Source organism: Butyrivibrio sp. XPD2002, assembly GCF_000423945.1.
Classification (GTDB): Bacteria; Bacillota; Clostridia; order Lachnospirales; family Lachnospiraceae; genus Butyrivibrio.
Map to the genome: position 1 here is coordinate 1 of NZ_AUIY01000024.1, position 17,315 is coordinate 17,315.

Annotated in this window: 16 protein-coding genes; 3 read left to right on the forward strand and 13 right to left on the reverse strand. The window is 43.3% G+C overall.

The genetic code is table 11. The features are described 5' to 3' along the window. Positions 1–85: 85 nt before the first annotated feature. Positions 86–250 (forward strand): hypothetical protein, encoded by a 165-nt coding sequence (locus tag G587_RS25880; protein WP_196812572.1) that lies wholly within the window; start codon positions 86–88, stop codon positions 248–250. 137 nt (positions 251–387) lie between these two features. On the opposite strand, the gene G587_RS0112325 is transcribed toward G587_RS25880, so the two are convergent. The 6 genes from G587_RS0112325 to G587_RS0112350 all read right to left on the reverse strand — a co-directional run bounded on the left by G587_RS0112325 (position 388) and on the right by G587_RS0112350 (position 6,654). Beyond that, positions 388–1,941 (reverse strand): sodium/proline symporter, encoded by a 1,554-nt coding sequence (locus G587_RS0112325; RefSeq protein WP_026492497.1) that lies wholly within the window; start codon positions 1,939–1,941, stop codon positions 388–390. Between the two features lie 153 nt (positions 1,942–2,094). Then, positions 2,095–3,621 carry a flotillin family protein gene (locus G587_RS22630; RefSeq protein WP_155829529.1) on the reverse strand — a complete coding sequence of 509 codons (1,527 nt, stop codon included), beginning with the start codon at positions 3,619–3,621 and terminating at the stop codon, positions 2,095–2,097. A 250-nt stretch (positions 3,622–3,871) separates the two neighbouring features. Then, on the reverse strand, positions 3,872–4,933 hold the full coding sequence (locus tag G587_RS0112335) for an acyltransferase family protein (protein ID WP_026492498.1): 1,062 nt from the start codon (positions 4,931–4,933) through the stop codon (positions 3,872–3,874). Between the two features lie 269 nt (positions 4,934–5,202). Continuing rightward, the gene (locus tag G587_RS0112340) at positions 5,203–5,433 is read right to left on the reverse strand and encodes a helix-turn-helix domain-containing protein (protein ID WP_026492499.1); all 231 of its coding nucleotides are present in this window, start codon (positions 5,431–5,433) and stop codon (positions 5,203–5,205) included. 11 nt (positions 5,434–5,444) lie between these two features. Beyond that, complete coding sequence (locus tag G587_RS0112345; RefSeq protein ID WP_026492500.1) at positions 5,445–6,005, reverse strand: DUF2975 domain-containing protein; 561 nt, start codon at positions 6,003–6,005, stop codon at positions 5,445–5,447. A gap of 52 nt (positions 6,006–6,057) precedes the next feature. Further along, complete coding sequence (locus G587_RS0112350; RefSeq protein WP_026492501.1) at positions 6,058–6,654, reverse strand: CPBP family intramembrane glutamic endopeptidase; 597 nt, start codon at positions 6,652–6,654, stop codon at positions 6,058–6,060. A 294-nt stretch (positions 6,655–6,948) separates the two neighbouring features. On the opposite strand from G587_RS0112350, the gene G587_RS0112355 reads away from it, so the two are divergent. Further along, the gene (locus G587_RS0112355; protein ID WP_026492502.1) at positions 6,949–7,566 is read left to right on the forward strand and encodes a hypothetical protein; all 618 of its coding nucleotides are present in this window, start codon (positions 6,949–6,951) and stop codon (positions 7,564–7,566) included. 49 nt (positions 7,567–7,615) lie between these two features. Here G587_RS0112355 and G587_RS0112360 read toward each other — a convergent pair whose 3' ends face one another. Continuing rightward, positions 7,616–8,560 (reverse strand): type I phosphomannose isomerase catalytic subunit, encoded by a 945-nt coding sequence (locus G587_RS0112360; RefSeq protein WP_026492503.1) that lies wholly within the window; start codon positions 8,558–8,560, stop codon positions 7,616–7,618. A gap of 139 nt (positions 8,561–8,699) precedes the next feature. Next, the gene (locus G587_RS0112365; RefSeq protein WP_026492504.1) at positions 8,700–11,438 is read right to left on the reverse strand and encodes a beta-mannosidase; all 2,739 of its coding nucleotides are present in this window, start codon (positions 11,436–11,438) and stop codon (positions 8,700–8,702) included. A gap of 180 nt (positions 11,439–11,618) precedes the next feature. Between G587_RS0112365 and G587_RS0112370 the strand changes: the two genes are divergently transcribed. Next, positions 11,619–12,512, forward strand: coding sequence for an AraC family transcriptional regulator (locus G587_RS0112370; RefSeq protein ID WP_026492505.1), 894 nt, complete (start codon positions 11,619–11,621; stop codon positions 12,510–12,512). Positions 12,513–12,571: 59 nt separating this feature from the next. On the opposite strand, the gene G587_RS0112375 is transcribed toward G587_RS0112370, so the two are convergent. The 5 genes from G587_RS0112375 to G587_RS22635 form a co-directional block, all read right to left on the reverse strand. Beyond that, a complete protein-coding gene (locus G587_RS0112375; protein WP_026492506.1) occupies positions 12,572–13,372 on the reverse strand; it encodes a transporter substrate-binding domain-containing protein in 801 nt (266 codons plus the stop codon). Between the two features lie 40 nt (positions 13,373–13,412). Continuing rightward, a complete protein-coding gene (locus tag G587_RS0112380; protein WP_026492507.1) occupies positions 13,413–14,153 on the reverse strand; it encodes an amino acid ABC transporter ATP-binding protein in 741 nt (246 codons plus the stop codon). Between the two features lie 12 nt (positions 14,154–14,165). Next, positions 14,166–14,882, reverse strand: coding sequence for an amino acid ABC transporter permease (locus G587_RS0112385; protein WP_242830081.1), 717 nt, complete (start codon positions 14,880–14,882; stop codon positions 14,166–14,168). A gap of 179 nt (positions 14,883–15,061) precedes the next feature. Continuing rightward, positions 15,062–15,739 carry a L,D-transpeptidase gene (locus G587_RS0112390; protein ID WP_026492509.1) on the reverse strand — a complete coding sequence of 226 codons (678 nt, stop codon included), beginning with the start codon at positions 15,737–15,739 and terminating at the stop codon, positions 15,062–15,064. Positions 15,740–15,886: 147 nt separating this feature from the next. Further along, on the reverse strand, positions 15,887–17,233 hold the full coding sequence (locus G587_RS22635) for a glycoside hydrolase family 5 protein (RefSeq protein ID WP_035786593.1): 1,347 nt from the start codon (positions 17,231–17,233) through the stop codon (positions 15,887–15,889). Positions 17,234–17,315: the final 82 nt, after the last annotated feature.

A 17,315-nucleotide genomic window follows, 5' to 3' on the forward strand; every position in this document is an offset into this window, starting at 1 on the left:
CAAGAGCAGAGCTCCATCTTCAAAAATCAGCAATGTTCCCTCGTATTCCTGTGCATGATAAAATCATGCTACAGGAGGAACAGCCATGGCCAGTAAAGAACTAATTGCAAAGCTTAGAGAGAAATACATCCAAAATCCGCCGGAAGGCATGACGGCGAATGAAATCCGCGAGATGGATGATGAAGACCTTCTCGACATGGATTACTTTATGCATGAAGATGATGAATTCTTTGACGAGGTAGATTGGTAATTTAAAACCAACATACCTCCGCTTTGCGTGGCCCGGTCTTGTCCGGGCCTTTTAATTCAAGTTTTCGCCGCAAGGCGAAATTTCCTATTAAATAAAAAAAAGCGTAGCAGCCATCAAACTGCTACGCTTATCTTTATTTATGACATCTTGGATACATGTTCGAATTCATCAACAATTTCCTGCTCAGGTTCCTTTGTAAGAAGGCTTACAATAACGATCATTATTATTGCAACCAGGAACGCAGGCGCAAGTTCGTACAGATCCCAGACACCGCCCATAGGTCTTACAGTATATTTCCATAAGAATACCATAAGGCCGCCGGATATCATTCCTGCGATGGCTCCGAACTTATTAGTACGCTTCCAATACAGTGACATTATCATTGCAGGTCCGAAAACCGCACCAAATCCGGCCCAGGCAAAGGATACAATGCCGAATACCGAACTGTTGGGATTCCATGCGATAATGATACCAAATACGGCAACAATGATAAGTGTAAGTCTTGCTGTAAACATCGCATATCTCTCTGTCAGCTTGATCTTGAAGGTTTCCTGAATGATATTCTCAGAAACTGCAGAGGAAGCTGCGATAAGCTGTGAATCCGCTGTGGACATTGTTGATGCCAGAATTCCTGCAATAACAAGTCCTGCAATAAGTGCAAATACAAAATTATGCCTGCTTATCTGCTCAGCAATTACTACTATCAATGTCTCTGCCATAGATGAGCTTGTGAGGTCTGCAGGATCAATCAGTGAAGCAAGCGCATCTGCCTCTGTCATAGCTCTACCTACAACACCAAGGAAAACTGCAATAGCAAGTGAGAATACAACCCATACAGATGCTATTCTTCTTGAAAGCTTAATCTCAGACGCTTTTCTTGCTGCCATAAATCTAAGAAGAATATGGGGCATTCCGAAGTAGCCAAGTCCCCAGCAGAACATCGTCACCTTATTGAAAATGCCATAAGGAAGTCCCTCTCCTGTCACGTTACTGTGAGTAGCGTTGAAATCAAGGAATCCAGGCAGATTCCTGGTGTTTTCAATTACAGCTGACATTCCGCCTGCAGATACGATTCCATATCCCACAACGAAAAACAGTGCCATTGTCATTACGATTGACTGGATAAAGTCAGTTTTGGAAGCAGCAAGGAAACCACCTGTTGTTGTATAACCGATGATTATTACTGCAGAAGCGATCATTGCCAACTGATACTTAACTCCGAAAAGCGATGAAAACAGCTTGCCGCATGCTGAGAATCCTGAAGCTGTATAGGGCACGAAGAATATCAGAATGAATAATGCTCCAATACAAAGGATTACATTACTGTTATCACGGAATCTCTTTTTGAAATAATCCGGAATAGTGATGGCATCGAGCCTCTCCGTATAATTACGAAGTCTTCTGGCTGTGAAGAGCCAGTTGAGATAGGTTCCTACAATAAGACCTATTGCAGTCCATCCGGCATCTGCAACACCTGAAAAATATGCAAGTCCCGGAAGTCCCATCAGAAGATATGAACTCATATCCGATGCCTCTGCACTCATGGCAGTAACAAACGGACCAAGTTTTCTTCCCCCAAGATAAAAATCGCTTACATCGTTGGTATCCTTTGAGCTTACAAAGCCTACAAGAAGCATCATAGCCAGATATACCAGAATTGAAATGATTATACCGATATGCGCTGTACTCATTTTTCCTCCCTTTAAAAATATAAAATGAATAGACTTTATCATTTTACCACATTAAAGGGATAAAGAAACTACTTTTTTATCGTATATTAATATATGAAAAAACCGCCCTACTGATTTCTCAATAGGGCGGCACTTGTACTACTTATTTACTGATTATTTCTCAGATTTATCAACTGTGACATTTACATTGTCACCGCTAAGGTTAATGTTCTTGTTAACCTTGGCATCATATGTGCCGGCTCTCATGATCTCTGTGAAATCAACGCCTGTAGCCTCTGACATTGTATCAAATACCTGTTTCATAACGATAGGCATGTTTCCTGAAATCTGGCTTGCACCATTTGATCCATCGCCTGTTCCATAAATGTTGATCTTGTCGATCTGTGAAAGAGGCTTAGCGATCTCAGCAGCCATCTGAGGCATGATCTTGATCATCATCTCAGCCATAGCAGCGCCGTTGTACTTCTTGTAGGCTTCTGCCTTCTTCTCCATTGCTTCAGCTTCCGCAATACCCTTTGCCTTGATAGCCTCAGCTTCTGCCTTACCTTTTGCAGCGATACCGGCAGCCTCAGCATCATATTTAGCCTTGATACCTGCAGCTTCCTGCTCTGCTGCGAACTTCTGAGCCTCAGCCTTTGCCTTCTGAGCATCAGCCTCACGCTCCTGCTCGAACTGTGCAGCCTCAGCCTTTTTCTGTCTCTGAAGGAGCTCAGCCTCAGCCTTCTTCTCAGCCTGATACTTCTCAGCATCTGCTCTCTTCTCAATCTCAGCAGCAAGTTCCTGCTGTTTTACGAGAACTTCCTTCTGCTTCAGTTCTGCTTCACGCTCAGCCTTAGCGATCTGAGCATTAACGGTTGCTGTCTGGATTGATTTCTGCTGTTCCTGTGTCTGAATCTCATAAGCTGCGTCTGCTACAGCGCTTGCTGTATCAGCTTCTCTCTTAAGTTCTGCCTGCTTGATTGCAAGAGCGTTGTTCTTCTCAGCAATCTCTGTCTGTGCAAGTACTCTTGCATCGTTAGCTGCCTTGTCAGCCTCAGCTTTAGCAATTGCCACGTCTCTGTCAGCCTGAGCCTTTGCGATAGCGGCATCCTTCTTGATCTTAGCGGTATTATCCATACCAAGGTCACTAATAAGGCCATTTTCATCAGTTACGTTCTGGATGTTACAGGACAGGATCTCGATACCGAGCTTGTTCATGTCCTTAGATGCCTTCTCCATAACCTGATCTGAGAAGCTGTCTCTGTCAGTGTTGATGGTCTTAAGAGCAAGTGTACCGATAATCTCACGCATGTTACCCTGTAAGGAATCCTGAAGATCAAGTGTGATCTGCTCGGGAGACTTGTTAAGGAAGTTCTTGGCAGCAAGCTGAATAGCTTCAGGTGTTGTGCCGATTCTTACCTTAGCAACAGCGTCAACATTTACGTTGATGAAGTCATTGGTAGGAACTGACTGCTCTGTTTTAATATCAACTGTCATCTGTCCAAGATAAAGTCTGTCGACTCTCTCAAGGAACGGGATCTTAACTCCTGCTCTACCAATGAGGATACGTGGAACTTTTCTCATACCGGATATAATATAAGCCTTATCCGGCGGAGCCTTCACATAGCCAGCGGCCATGATGATGATTGCCAGAATAATAATGGCTGCGATAAGAATTGCGAGTGTTGTGTTTGTCAACATGGTTTTCACCTTCCCTCTTTAATAATAATGTTGTTTGTTTACGGTTTAATATTATCAATCCGCACTGAATAAATATATCACTTTTTTGGCTATTTTTTGTACTTTATTTTCACATTTTGGAAAAAAGCCTGCTGTACGTAATCATACGTACAGCAAGCTTTTGTTGTTACTGTTCTTCATTACCTATTTTCTTAACAATCATCTTAAGAAGCTTTACATAATTCTCACTTGTTTTCTACCAACATAACATTCATGCTTCCTTTTGCGGATAAATCGGGAACTGTCCCAGAAGCTGTGGCACAAACTTTTCTATGATTGCGCAAAGAAGCAGGGCAGCTGCGAAGGAAATGCACGTTGCGATACAGGCCACCAGCAGCTGCGGTCCTTCCAGCCAGGTTCGAATCCATGGAATAATCAGATCAAGCTGTATGTTTTTATGAAGAAGGAATATGCCCAGCGTATGCTGTCCGACATATGTAATGGCTGCTGTGCTGAACGGTCTGGCACCTTCACGCGAAACGCGGAAGATCAGCATGGATATGCCCAATATCAGAACTGTACCTGAAATAGAATTATACATAAACCAAAAGACATTGCCGTAATCGCCGCCACACATAAGGCTCAGCTCCAGGGCATCACCTCGTAAGATGGTTCCGAACGCAAGCATTACTCCTGAAACCACGGTGATAATAAACAGTATCCATCCTGTTGACTGTGCCAGAATAAGTATCTGCTGACGGAGTGCAATGCCCAGCAGGATAAAGCCTGTTGCTACAAAGCTGACATTCAAACACCACGGATACCCAATCTCGATCTTCGGGAGCACAAAACCAATGGTAAACATCGGAACTGCCAGAATCCCAAGCCATAAATTCATGTTCTTACACTTTGCAATACTAAGAAGATTCATAAGTGCCTGACAGTAGATTCTGGCCACAAAGAAGCATGTCAGATACCACAATGATGTCAGGGTGCCGGTCTTGCCCAGCATCTGCCAGGAGCCGTACAGGAACTTTGGTACGTTTTCGAAACTGAAGGGTGCATAGATAAACGCAAAAATCAGGTAGGGAACAATGAGAGCAAGAAGATTCTTCTCAATAAAACTCATCCATTCCCTGAATGACTTAAGTTCTTTCGCTTTAATGGACATACCGGCAAGAAAGAAGAATAGCGGCATATGAAAAGCGTACAACAGGCGCCTATACATTGGTGTTTCCAGATTGCCCGTAGTATGCCCGAGTATTACCAGTATGATGGTAATAGCCTTTGCTATATCGATTAATTCTATTCTTACCTTCTTTTTATCACTCATAATGTTTCCCCCGGTTCTCTTATTAATTAACGATATACCATATAAATGTACTATTCCATTAAATAACTATTAAAAATCGTTCATACCTTCATACTCCAGATCGAGTAGGCTGACTCCTACTCGATTTCGCACACGAACATTCCGCACTTCGTGCTCCATGTTCTTACAACCGGCAAATGAATTTGTATGCAAGCATCCATTCGCTTGCCGGTCTTGTGCAACAAAAATGCCTGCTGCACGACATCATTAGTGCAGCAGGCCTTTTACTATTATTCAGTTTCGTCGTTCTCTCCGTCCGGATCGTATTTTAAGATGTCTCCCGGATCGCACTCAAGGGCTTCACATATTCCTGCCAGGGTTGAGAATCTAATGGCATTTACCTTATTATTTTTTATCTTCGACATATTTACGTTGGCGATGCCTACCTTATCTGAAAGATCATTAAGAGACATGTGTCTTCTCGCCATCATTACATCCAGTTCAAGCATGATTTTTCCCATAGGGCACCTCCTTACAGCAATCCATCAACATCGCTCTGAAGCTCAGCACCGTAAGCAAAGTACTGTGACAGACAAAGTGCTACAAGGCCAAATACTACTTCTGAAAGTTCAACTGAGAGCGCATAATCGCCGTTTTTCATCGCTATGAAGGAGATCAGTCCTGCTACAACCTTTACTATAGGTAATGCAATTGCGTAGATACCGATGTTTCTGATTCTCTTAACATTCTCCATTGAGAAAGGTGATGCCACATTTGATGCCTTAAAAATCATGTACACATTTCTGAAAATAAGTGCAGTCAGCACACATAAAATAGCAAGCGGAATGAATATAAACACAGCACCACCGCGGCCTACGACATCCATCGCCCACTCAGGTGAATTATTCACTGTTCCGGTTAATGTTATATTACCTGCTGTTAAAGTACCGCTCTGATATGCTGCCATTATCTGTTCCTTGCCCAATGTCAGAGCTACTGTGGCAATGATCATCATTGCAGCGCCAAGCCAACCTATAACCTCAATAAACTTTGCTAAAAATGCTGTTACTTTTCTAAGCTTTGAATCTTTCATTTTCCCTTACCTCTCTTTTCATATAATCTATACGTTGTTACTGAATCTATTGTTATAACTGTGAAGCATGTACAATAATGTTCAATGTTCCATGGATCAACCATCCAGGAAGGATGGAACCATTTGCCTTCTTCTCATCAACAAAAGCAATTGAAACTGCGGGTATCATAGGATAAAACATAAGTACCATTCCCTGCGCGAAATTTATCTGCCCAAGAGCAGGTAATAAGTGAGCCAATCCAAAGATTATAGCCTGGATAACAACTGCTATCCTAAAACCGAATTTACTCTGCAGTCTCTTCTGGATAAATCCTCTGAATAAAATCTCCTCAGAAAAAGCTGTATGTACATATGAGAATAATATTATGCACGGGATTCCCTCAGCGCCCATTCCTGCATACTGTGATATATTCCACTCTTTCATGAACATATTATTTACAATGAATCCTGCAACCTCACAGATTGCAAAAGCTATTAAAGTATATTTAAGGCACTGCTTTTTATCTTCGCCAACTCCCTTAAGGCCTATCCAGCTGAAGAATGACTCCTTCTTCCTGGCTGTTATCAGCCATACGATGAAAGGAATAAGTGTGAATAATAATGTTTGCATTACAGAACTGATCGCTTCGTTTACTAATACCATACTCATAAGTCTTTTCCCTCGCTTGTAATTTGTTTTATATTTCTTGTAAAAGTGTTAACGTTTGTCGTTAAATATTATATATCACACGTAGTTAATGTGTGTCAACTATTTTTTAACGTTTTTCGTTAATTTTTTTATATTGTGCATGAAAATTTGGTCTTGAGGAGTATCCATAAGGAAACAAAAAAATAATTCGATATCAATAGGCGCCAGAATACAGGCTTTGATAATAGTCTATATTGAGCTACAATCAGTATATACTACAACAGCGATTTATCCTGTCTATCACAAAGGAGCGCCATGAATATTACAGATTATAATCTTGCAAAAGATTTTCCCAATGAAATTCCCAATTATGATCCTGATCCATCGAACAGGGCCATGTATTACATCCTTGATAATAGCGAAAATGTCATTATCATGGCAGAGCATGACAACAATTATCATTACTGGGTTTCACGGACATCGGTTTTTGATTTGGATACCAATGATGCGATACTTCGCCATATAACTGAATGTACAGATGGTAAAATGCTTGGTAAATGGGATGATTTTGGAAGACCGGAATTATCCTGGGGAGTTTTATACAGGAAATATAAGAGATTTTTCCGCTTAAACAATGAATTTAATCTTACTGCAGCAGATATAAAAGCTGATTATTGTGCCGTAAAGGATAAGTGCAGAGCATTAGAAGCAGACAGAGATTATTATGATTTATTGAAGGATTCGCTAAAAACCTTATCCTTAAGGACGAAAGATCCTGTTAACGATTATTACAATGCCAAAAAGCTTATTAAGGAAATGGAATCCTACGACTATCTTATCTGCGCTGACAATGATGAGTACAGAAATCTGTACTCCCAAATTCAGGAACAATGCGGTGATTTATATGGCAGCGCCATGAGCATTATGAGATAACAGATGTTTTTAAACAAGGCAGTAGACCAACCGATCTACTGCCTTTTCATTAGCTCTCGTATGTCAGAATTGCTTCACACGTTCCGCAAATCTCATAATTTCCGCTACCTGCGGGAAGGAAGAAGCTGTCGCCCTTCTTGAAGTGCATTCCACCGCAGCCGTTCTTGAGCTCTCCTACTCCATCGAGAATAAGTACATGGAGGAAAGATGTCTGATCAACACTTCCGGTGAGCTTGTTTGTAATATGTCCTGAAAGGCTGATCTTATCAACTGTGAAGTACTTGCTCACTCCAATGTGAGGAGTAGGACTTGCAGGTCTCTTAACCGGTGCCAGAGTTGTAACATCAAGCGCCTTCTCAACATGAAGCTCTCTGAGATTGCCGTCCTTATCACGTCTTCCGTAGTCATATACTCTGTAGGTGACGTTGGAATTCTGCTGTATCTCAGCAAGGAGAATACCTGCACCTATAGCGTGAAGAGTGCCGGATTCAATGAAAATCACATCGCCCTTCTGTACAGGACAAGCATTAAGCACCTCTGTGAGGGTCTGATCCTCTATGCGCTTCTCGAACTCTTCCTTGGAAACCTCTCTGTTAAAGCCGTAGTACAAAAATGCATCCTTTTCAGCATCGATGATGTACCACATCTCGGTTTTACCAAACTGGTTCTCGTGCTCTCTCGCATATTCATCGGAAGGATGTACCTGAAGAGATAAGTCCTTTCTCGCATCAATAAACTTGATAAGCACCGGAAAATCCTGGAACTTTTCGCAGTTTGTGCCAAGTACGGACTTTCCCTTTGCCTCTATATATTCTGTAAGAGTTTTTCCTACAAATTCACCACTTTCAATGATTGATTCACTGCCGGGGAAGCAAGATAATTCCCAGCTTTCGGCAGTTACCTCGCCGGCAGATTTTTTACCATATTCCTCTACCAGACGGGTTCCGCCCCAAAGATAATCCTTAGTAGGGGCCTGTAACTTAAGTATTGCCATGTATTGTAATAATCCTTTCTATTTCTTTCCCAATTCCCCTCATCCGTCAGCTTCGCTGACACCTGTCTCCGTTCCACTTCGGTCCGCGCATAGCCAACGTTCCCCGGACGTTGTGCGCCCCCAGGGGGAAGGCATAATATTAGTTTTCAGCAACCTCGTAAACGCTTCTCACGCGGAGACTTCCCTCTGCTGTTTTTCCATCCGCAGTAAAATCGCGGGAAGGAAGAACTCTGAAGGTCTTTTCGCCCTTCTCCATGTCTACAAAGTTGTCGTCCAGTCTCAGAACGCCTTCCTCTGTCTCAATGCTGACAGATTTTGCATAGTTCTTTGCTGTAACGGTTATTATATCACCATTTCTGGATACTTCCAGTCCGGGATCCATGAATTGGTAGTGCTTGGGTGCGCAGAACAGCGTAGAACCTGAGGATACTACCTCTCCGCCTATCACAAGCTCATAGTACAGATGAACCTTAAGTCTGTCCTGATCGTTGAAATCAAGGTGAGGAAGCCATGTGCCACCAAAGGCAGGTGCAGTAAAGTCGAAGCTGCCTTCCTTCACAATGGAAGAATCAGGATTTCTAAGGGACCATCTTACAACTCCGCTTACAGGCTCAGCTGTCTCATTCGCTACGTGAAGATTAGCGCTGACATCTACGGGCTGAGGAAGCGTATTAACATAGGGCTTCTGGTCTATTTCGCCATGCTCCTCGCAGGACAACAGGACAGGTGCAAACATCTTCTTTTCAGCATAATGAAGCGCCTTCCAGTTGCCGTAGTAATCAAGGCTTGCCCAGGATGCAACAGGCCAGATGTCATTAAGCTGCCAAACCACAGTACCCATGCAGGTTCCGCGGAATCTTCTGAAGTGCTCAACTCCGTAGCGGATAGCATCTGCCTGAAGAAGCTGTGAGCAGTATAAAAGCTCATCAAAGCTCTTCGGATAGAGGTATGTCTGTGACATGTAGTTCATTATCTTACCGTTTGCAGCTGTATTCCTCTGGTGCATCTCCATGACGCGGGAATATACGTTGAAGTCACCCTCCTCTGCAAATCTCTTAACTGTCTGAAGCGCAGGGAATGACTGGAATCCGAACTCTGACAGGAAGCGATAATGGTGCTTTCTGTATGCTGTAAAAGGTTCATTGCCGTGCCAAACTCCCCAATAGTGAACATCTCCCACGTTTTCAGCGTTACTGTTCTCATAATTACCGCCTGAAGAAGGTGATGAAGGCCAGTAAAATGCCTTGGGATCCTCTTCCTTCACAAGCTTGGGAATAATGTATTCATAGAGATGGATATAGTCGTAGGTCTGCTTTTTGCTCTTCTGCCAAACAAGCGCCTCATACTGGGTCTCCATCTCATTATTACCGCACCAGAGTCCGATTGACGGATGTGAGCGCAGTCTTCTGATATTCTGTCTTATCTCGACAGAGATATTCTCCTCAAAGGCATCTGAAAGCTCGTATGATGCACATGAGAACATAAAGTCATGCCAGATAAGAAGTCCCTTCTCATCACACACATCATAGAAGAAATCGTCCAGATAGTAGCCACCACCCCAGATACGGATGCAGTTGTGGTTCGCTTCCTTAGCGGATGAAAGGAGCATATCCGTACGCTCTCTGTTCTGTCTTGTAATAAGGTTGTCCTCAGGGATGTAATCAGCACCCATTGCGAAGAACTGAAGTCCGTTAACTTCAAAGGCAAAGTTTCTGCCCTCAACCCTTTTAGCCTCTTTATCAGTTACGAAAACCTTGCGGCCTCCGTCAGAAATAACCATATTGTTGCCATCATCAAGGTCAGGAACCTGATCCTTCATGTGCTCGTCAAACTCTTCTCCCGGCATGGGATCTGTGTTGACGGTTGCTGTGCGAAGACCGATCTTCTTCTCCCAAACATCGAGAACAGACTCGTCCTCCTTGGAGATAAGCTCAACCTTTACCTTGTAAAGAGGCTGATCTCCATAGCCGTTAGGCCACCACAGCTGCGGGTTTTCAACGGTAACATGTGTTTTTAAATGATTGGATCTCACAAGGCATTTAAGTCCTGTCAGATTGGATGAAGGTGCAGAGCCTGTAACCGGATCGATGCAGATGCTCTCGCTTGTAACCTCTGTCTGGCCGTCAGGAGATACCACGCTAAGTCTGATGTTTACGTTGCCTTCAGTAATTCCGGGCATCCACTCTATCTCTGCATCTACAGAAACCTCTACTGATTCAACCACGTTGCCGCGAATGGTCTTTTCCTTAACCTTATGCTCCTGCTCGAGATATACATCTGTAAGTCTTGCACTGTTTACACTTATCAGCTTAACCTCGCGGAAAATTCCGGCATCAGGGAGTCTCGGGCCCCAATCCCATCCGAACATGCAGGCTGCCTTACGAATGTGAGGGAATCCCGGCATAGCGTCACTTGATGCTCCTACGGGGCATTTCTCATCCTCTTCTGCGATGAACTTTGTAGGAGAATGTAAAACCACCTTTAGTGTATATTCAGTATTTTCAGCATCTCCATCGATAACATGTGTAATGTCAAATTCCCATACACGATTCATATTATCTGTAGAGCCAAGCTTCTGATCGTTAATATATACATCTGCCAAAGTATCGATTCCTTCAAATCTGACGATGACTCTGTCAGCATCTCTCTGCTCTTTATCTACAGTAAATGTAGTCTCATACTTAAAATCATTTTCCATGAGCTTAAGCGCATCAAGCTCATTATCTCTATAGAAAGGGTCAGGCATAAGGCCCTTCTCTAAAAGCGTTGAATAAACTGTGGAAGGAACAACAGTATCTATAGCCTCTTCGGGTATGTCATACACGTTTTTTCCAAGAACAGTAAGTTTCCAGTTGTCATTTAATAAAACTGTCTTCATTTATTTCTTCCTCCTCAGGAAAAGTACTAATGGACGTGGCCACGTATTTTATTATAAGGACTCCCTGTTCAAATAATATAAATAAGCTCTATAAAAATAGGACAAATCTCTCATATTGCAAAATTATCTCTATTTTCCTATACTTTATAGGCAGATATTTATATTAAAAACGGAGCATTTATGAATAATAGCTTATACGAATATATAGATCCGATCACATCTCCCTACGAAGCATTTGTAGTGGATACAAAGTTCGCTGAACTCCCTGTTCCCACCCACTGGCACTACTATGTGGAGCTCCTCTACATCCTTGAAGGAGAAGTTGATGTGGCCATTAATGGCAGGGTTCTCACCGCTGAAACCGGTTCTGTGGTGCTTTTCCCGCCAAAGAGCGTGCATGGCATAGATTTTGCCAACGGTTGCACTAAAACTAAATACGACGTCATAAAATTCGATCCTGCCAACCTTCCAACCAGCAAGCTGGATGAGACCGACATCCGGACTATTCTTCACGGCCTCGATAATACCGGAGCAAGCCTCCTTATTTCGCCCAAGGACCTGTCGCAGTGGAAGATGCGCTCCTTGTTTGAGAGTATCATTAAGGAAAATCAATCCAGGGATTATGCCTACTCCCTGATGATCTCCTCAGACCTTCTGAAAATACTGGGATATTTTGTCCGAATATGGAAAAAAGAAGGGCTGACACCTTCCGGAAAAGGCGTCCACCCTTCTTATGAGCTTCATTTTGATATGATCTCCGAATATATTGATTCTCACTACTTCGAGCCTCTTACCGTGGAAAAGCTGGCAGCTATGTGCAATGTCTCACATGCTACTTTTTCCAGAAATTTCCAGAAGAGATTCGGCATGTCCTGCAAGGAGTATATTACCTCCACCAGGATCAACATCGCCGAGAATATGCTACACTTCTCCAACTACGATATAGCCTTCATCGCGCAGGAAGTAGGATTTACTGACAGTAGTTATTTTATAAGGTGTTATAAAAAGCTAAAAGGTATAACACCCAAGCAGGTTAGAAAGCTTTCCGAAGACAAAAAACAAATAGTGAGCTAGAACAGCATTCCTAAAAAAAGCATGGCAGTTATCATACCGCCATGCTTTTTCTTTTTTCATCATTCTGCAGTAATATCAGCACCGAAATACTTGTTAGATATCTCTGTGAGCTTACCCTCTTCTCTAAGCTCCTTGATAGCCTTATTTATAGCCTCTCTGAGGGAGTCGTTGTCCTCGCCCTTCTTAAGAGGAATAGCGTACTTTGTTACCTCTGCGTCAACTGCAGCAACCTTAAGGTCTGTTGCTCCTGTTGTCTTGAAGTAATCCTGAGCTGATGTGTTAGCATTGATAGTTGCATCAACTGTGCCATTCTGCACAAGGGTCATTGTCTCACCGATAGTGTCTACGTTTGATACTGTAGCACCATACTGAACTCCCATAGCCTCATAGGTTGAACCTGCTGAATTAGCTGTTGTAAGGCCCTTTAAGTCCTCAAATGAGCTGATGGTATCGTTAGAAGCAAGTGTAACAACTACTGCGTGATCGTAAGCGTAAGGATCTGTGAAATCATAGGTGTTTCCACGCTCCTCAGTAACATCTACGCCGTTAGCCATCATATCGAAAGCGCCGGTTGTAACTCCGGTAAGTCCGCCATCAAAGGCAACCTCCTGGAAATCAGCCTCAACTCCAAGCTTTTCAGCGATTGCAGCAGCAACCTCTACATCGAAGCCCACAAGCTCATCTGTAGTCTCGTCGTGATAGGTAAAGGGCGCCCATACGCCTTCTGTAGCAATTGTTATCTTTCCTGCACTCTTTATTCTTGCAAGGTGGTCATTGGAGCTACTCTTAGCGCCACAGCCAGCTATGGCCATTGCTGTTGTTGCGACAAGCATCATAGTTGCAATAAGTCTTCTTTTCATCAAATATCATCCTCCTGTAAAACATCTATAGTTACATTTATCAGAAATCGGTGAGTCGCAAAAACTCCCGGGTTCTTGCCTGCTTAGGATTTACGAAGATCTCCTGGGGAGTTCCCTCCTCCACGATAACTCCGTCTGCCATGAAAACAACCTTTGAAGATACTTCTTTGGCAAAGCCTATCTCATGGGTGACAACTATCATTGTCATTCCCTCGGATGCCAGCTCTCTCATTACGTCCAGAACCTCCGCAGTAAGCTGGGGATCCAGCGCTGAAGTGGGTTCGTCAAAATATATGATGTCAGGATCTGTCGCGAGAGCCCTTGCTATAGCTACTCTCTGCTGCTGTCCGCCTGAAAGCTGACTGGGATATGAAGATGCCTTGTCCTTCATCCCAACCTTCTCAAGAACGCTCATAGCCTTCTTTTCAGCGTCATGCTTAGAGATGTGTCTTGCCGAAGTAAGTCCCAGTGTCACGTTCTGAAGAACTGTCTTATTTGCAAACAGATTATAATTCTGGAAAACAAAGCCTGTTCTTTTTCTTATAGCAGATATCTCTGCGCCGTTTATCCCTGTAAGGTTGTGGCTTTTTCCCTTAAAAAACATCTCTCCGTCATCGGGCTTTTCAAGGAAATTGATGCATCTAAGAAGCGTCGTCTTACCTGATCCCGAAGGACCAAGAATTGACACCACATCGCCTCTGTCCACCTGCAGATTTATCCCCTTAAGCACCATATTGCCGGAAAAAGCTTTATGTATATTCTTTATCTCAAGTAATGCCATAATAAACCTCTGTTACTTTCTCACGCCGTAGCTTCCGAGCACCAGCTCGCCCTTTTTCTGCATATAGGTCAAAACCGTACAGAAAAGCAGGTAAACTACTGCAACCTCAAGGTACAGCGGGAGGTAATTATATGATTGTCCGGCAATCTGTTTGGTTCTGGTAAACATCTCAACCACCGTGATGCTGGATGCAAGAGATGTATCCTTAACCATGCTTATAAGTGCGTTAAACAGCGACGGGAACGCGGTTCTGAAGGCCTGGGGCAATATGATATGCCACATGATCTGCATGTAGTTCATTCCCACGCAGTAACCGGCCTCAAGCTGTCCTGCAGGAACAGCCTCCATAGCTGCTCTCATGGTCTCAGCGCTGTATGCGCCCTCATTTATGGTAAATACGATTATTGCCATCAGGAAGGGATTGGAATGTATCCCTAAAAGCGGAAGCCCGTAAAATGCCACCATAAGCTGTACCAAAAGCGGCGTACCGCGGATTATCCATATATAAAATCTGCAAATCTGCCTTAAAACGGGGAGATTCGCGTACTGCACCATCGCTACAAACACTGACAAAACAGTGGATAAAACAAATGCAATGGCTGCGAGTGGCAGGGTAACTCTTATTCCATACTCCAGTATCTTGGGAAAAGAGCTTAATAATAGTTCTATTGTATTCTGATCAAACATATTTCTTCCATGTGAGTATATTTTCTGTTTTGCACAACTCATTTGCATAAAACATTTTATACTCTTTTTCTCTTATTTAGTCAACTGTATTCAAATCAGCTCTTTCTATTATACATAAAAAGAAGGTCTTTCGCCTACTACTTTCCTCTGTAAAACATATAAAAAGCAGGCAAAATGTATTTCTACACTTTGCCCGCGACTTTTAAAATTTTAATCCGTTATCAATGAACAACTACCGGTGTTCCAACATTTACTCTGTCAAAAAGAGCTACAGCTATGTCATGCGGAAGATTTACGCAGCCATGTGAGCCGTTTGACTTATAAATCTCGCCACCAAATGAGCTTCTCCAGGTTGCATCATGAAGACCGATGTGGCAGGGATTAGGAGTAAACTGCATCCATCTGTCAACCCATACATTCCAGGTAGGTCCGATAAGGCGCTTTCCTGCAATATGGGACTGGATGGTGTAGGTTCCTCTGGGTGTTCCGTTTCCACGATTGGGATTACCGGATACTATAGGTGACTGCAATGCTACCTGTCCATTTTCATAATAGGTCATGGTCTGAGCATCGATATCCACATCAATGTAGGTGTTGTACGGTAATCCGGCAACAGCCGCAGGAGCTGCCGCTGCCTGAGGTGCTGATTCGCCTGACAGCATAGCCTGGTATTTTGCGGTATCCTCAGCCTGATTCTGGGATCTGCCCTCTTTGGCTCCGTATGTAACGTAATGATTGTATAATGCTGCAGGGTCGTTACCAAAGACAGCTACTACATCCGGATACTTCTGTGCGTAGAAATTCGCATCAAATCCGTCTGCTTTAGCAGGCATTCGTAAAACCGTTAACAACAGAAATGCAAAAACTGCAACTGATAAAAATCTTTTTATTTCACGCATCTTAGCTTCCCCCTCATTAGAAACACGATATTATGTGAATACATGTATTCTATCATATTGCTAACGAGGAAATACATATTTAATGCTTTTTTAATAGATTGCTGAGATACGCTTTATATTTTTACTATTCTCTTTATACACTGGTTTTTATCTGTACTCCTGAATGGCCTTAATGAGATCAGGATAAGGTGTTTCAAGTGTTCTTCTGTCGATAATTCCGAACTTTTCACCGCTGCCCTCGAAGATTCCGTTATCCCACCAGATGCAGGGAACGTTCATCTCTCTTGCCTTCCTTAAGTAGTAGCTTACCCACTCTACTCTCTCTGCCTCGTTATCCTTGTTCATGGCACCGAACTCGCCGATGATAACAGGAACATTCTTGAAGTGGAAGAGTCTGTTTATATCCTTTAAAAGTCTGTCCAGATCGCCATGGTCGTTGTCATAGGTGCTGCGACCGGGCATCTCAAGTGCAAATGAATAAGGTGTGTAGGAGTGAACTGAAACCGCTACGCAGTCGTCATTCTCCGGAAGCTTTATAGCCATAAGACAGTTTGTCTGGTTACTTGCTGCATATCCGGGGAACATGATAAGGCGCTCCTTGTTATAGCCCTCAGATGCTCTTATTGCCTCGTATCCGGCCATATTTACGGCATTTACTACCTCTCTGCCTTCCTTATCGCCACCGTTCCACTCAAGGTCTGTTCCGACCTTTCTGGGCTCATTCTGAAGCTCGAAAACAAGGTGTGTATCGTAGTCCTTAAATCTCTCTGATACCTGTGTCCATATTGCTGCCAGACGCTCTGAAGCTGCGTCCTGATTGTCGTAATAAGGATAGTTCCAGTCCTCGTGATGTACGTTTATGATGACGTATGCTCCTCTTCCGTAAGCATAGTCCACAACCTCCTGAACGCGATCCATCCATGCTGAATCTATCTGGTTGTTCTCGTCGATGTGTGCCTTCCAGGTGATCGGGATTCTTATGGTATTAAAACCAAGATCCAGAACTGCATCGATCATTTCCTGGGTTGTCTCAGGATTTCCCCAGCAGGTCTCCTGTTTAGACGGAGCATCTGTAATTTTTATACTGGGTTCATGTGCATCAAGTGTATTTCCAAGATTCCAGCCAATTTTCATCTGGCTTACAATCTCCCATGCCGGTGTCTGTGTCACGTCCTCCTCCTCGCTGTCCTCTGACTCTGTTGTCTCCTCTGTGCCAGCCTCTTCGGTATCCTCGGACTTCTCTTCTGTTTCCTCAGCCTCTGAAGATTCTACGGCAGCTTCTTCTTTCACTTCTTCAGTAGAAGCTTCTTCTGCACTATCCTCAGCAGCTTCTTCCTCTGTAGATGCCTCTTCAGAAGACTCTGCCCCTGTTGCTGTCTCTGTAGTTTCTGCATTATTTGCTGTGTCGGCTGCGTTATTTGCGCCTGCTCCTCCACAACCTACTGATGCTACAAGTGTAGCTGCCAGTAATAATGCCATTGCTTTCTTTTTCATAACGAACTCCCTTTCTAACTATAATTTCATCCTATCCAATATACCCTTCTTCAGATAAAAAAGGTACCATTTTCATGGCAAA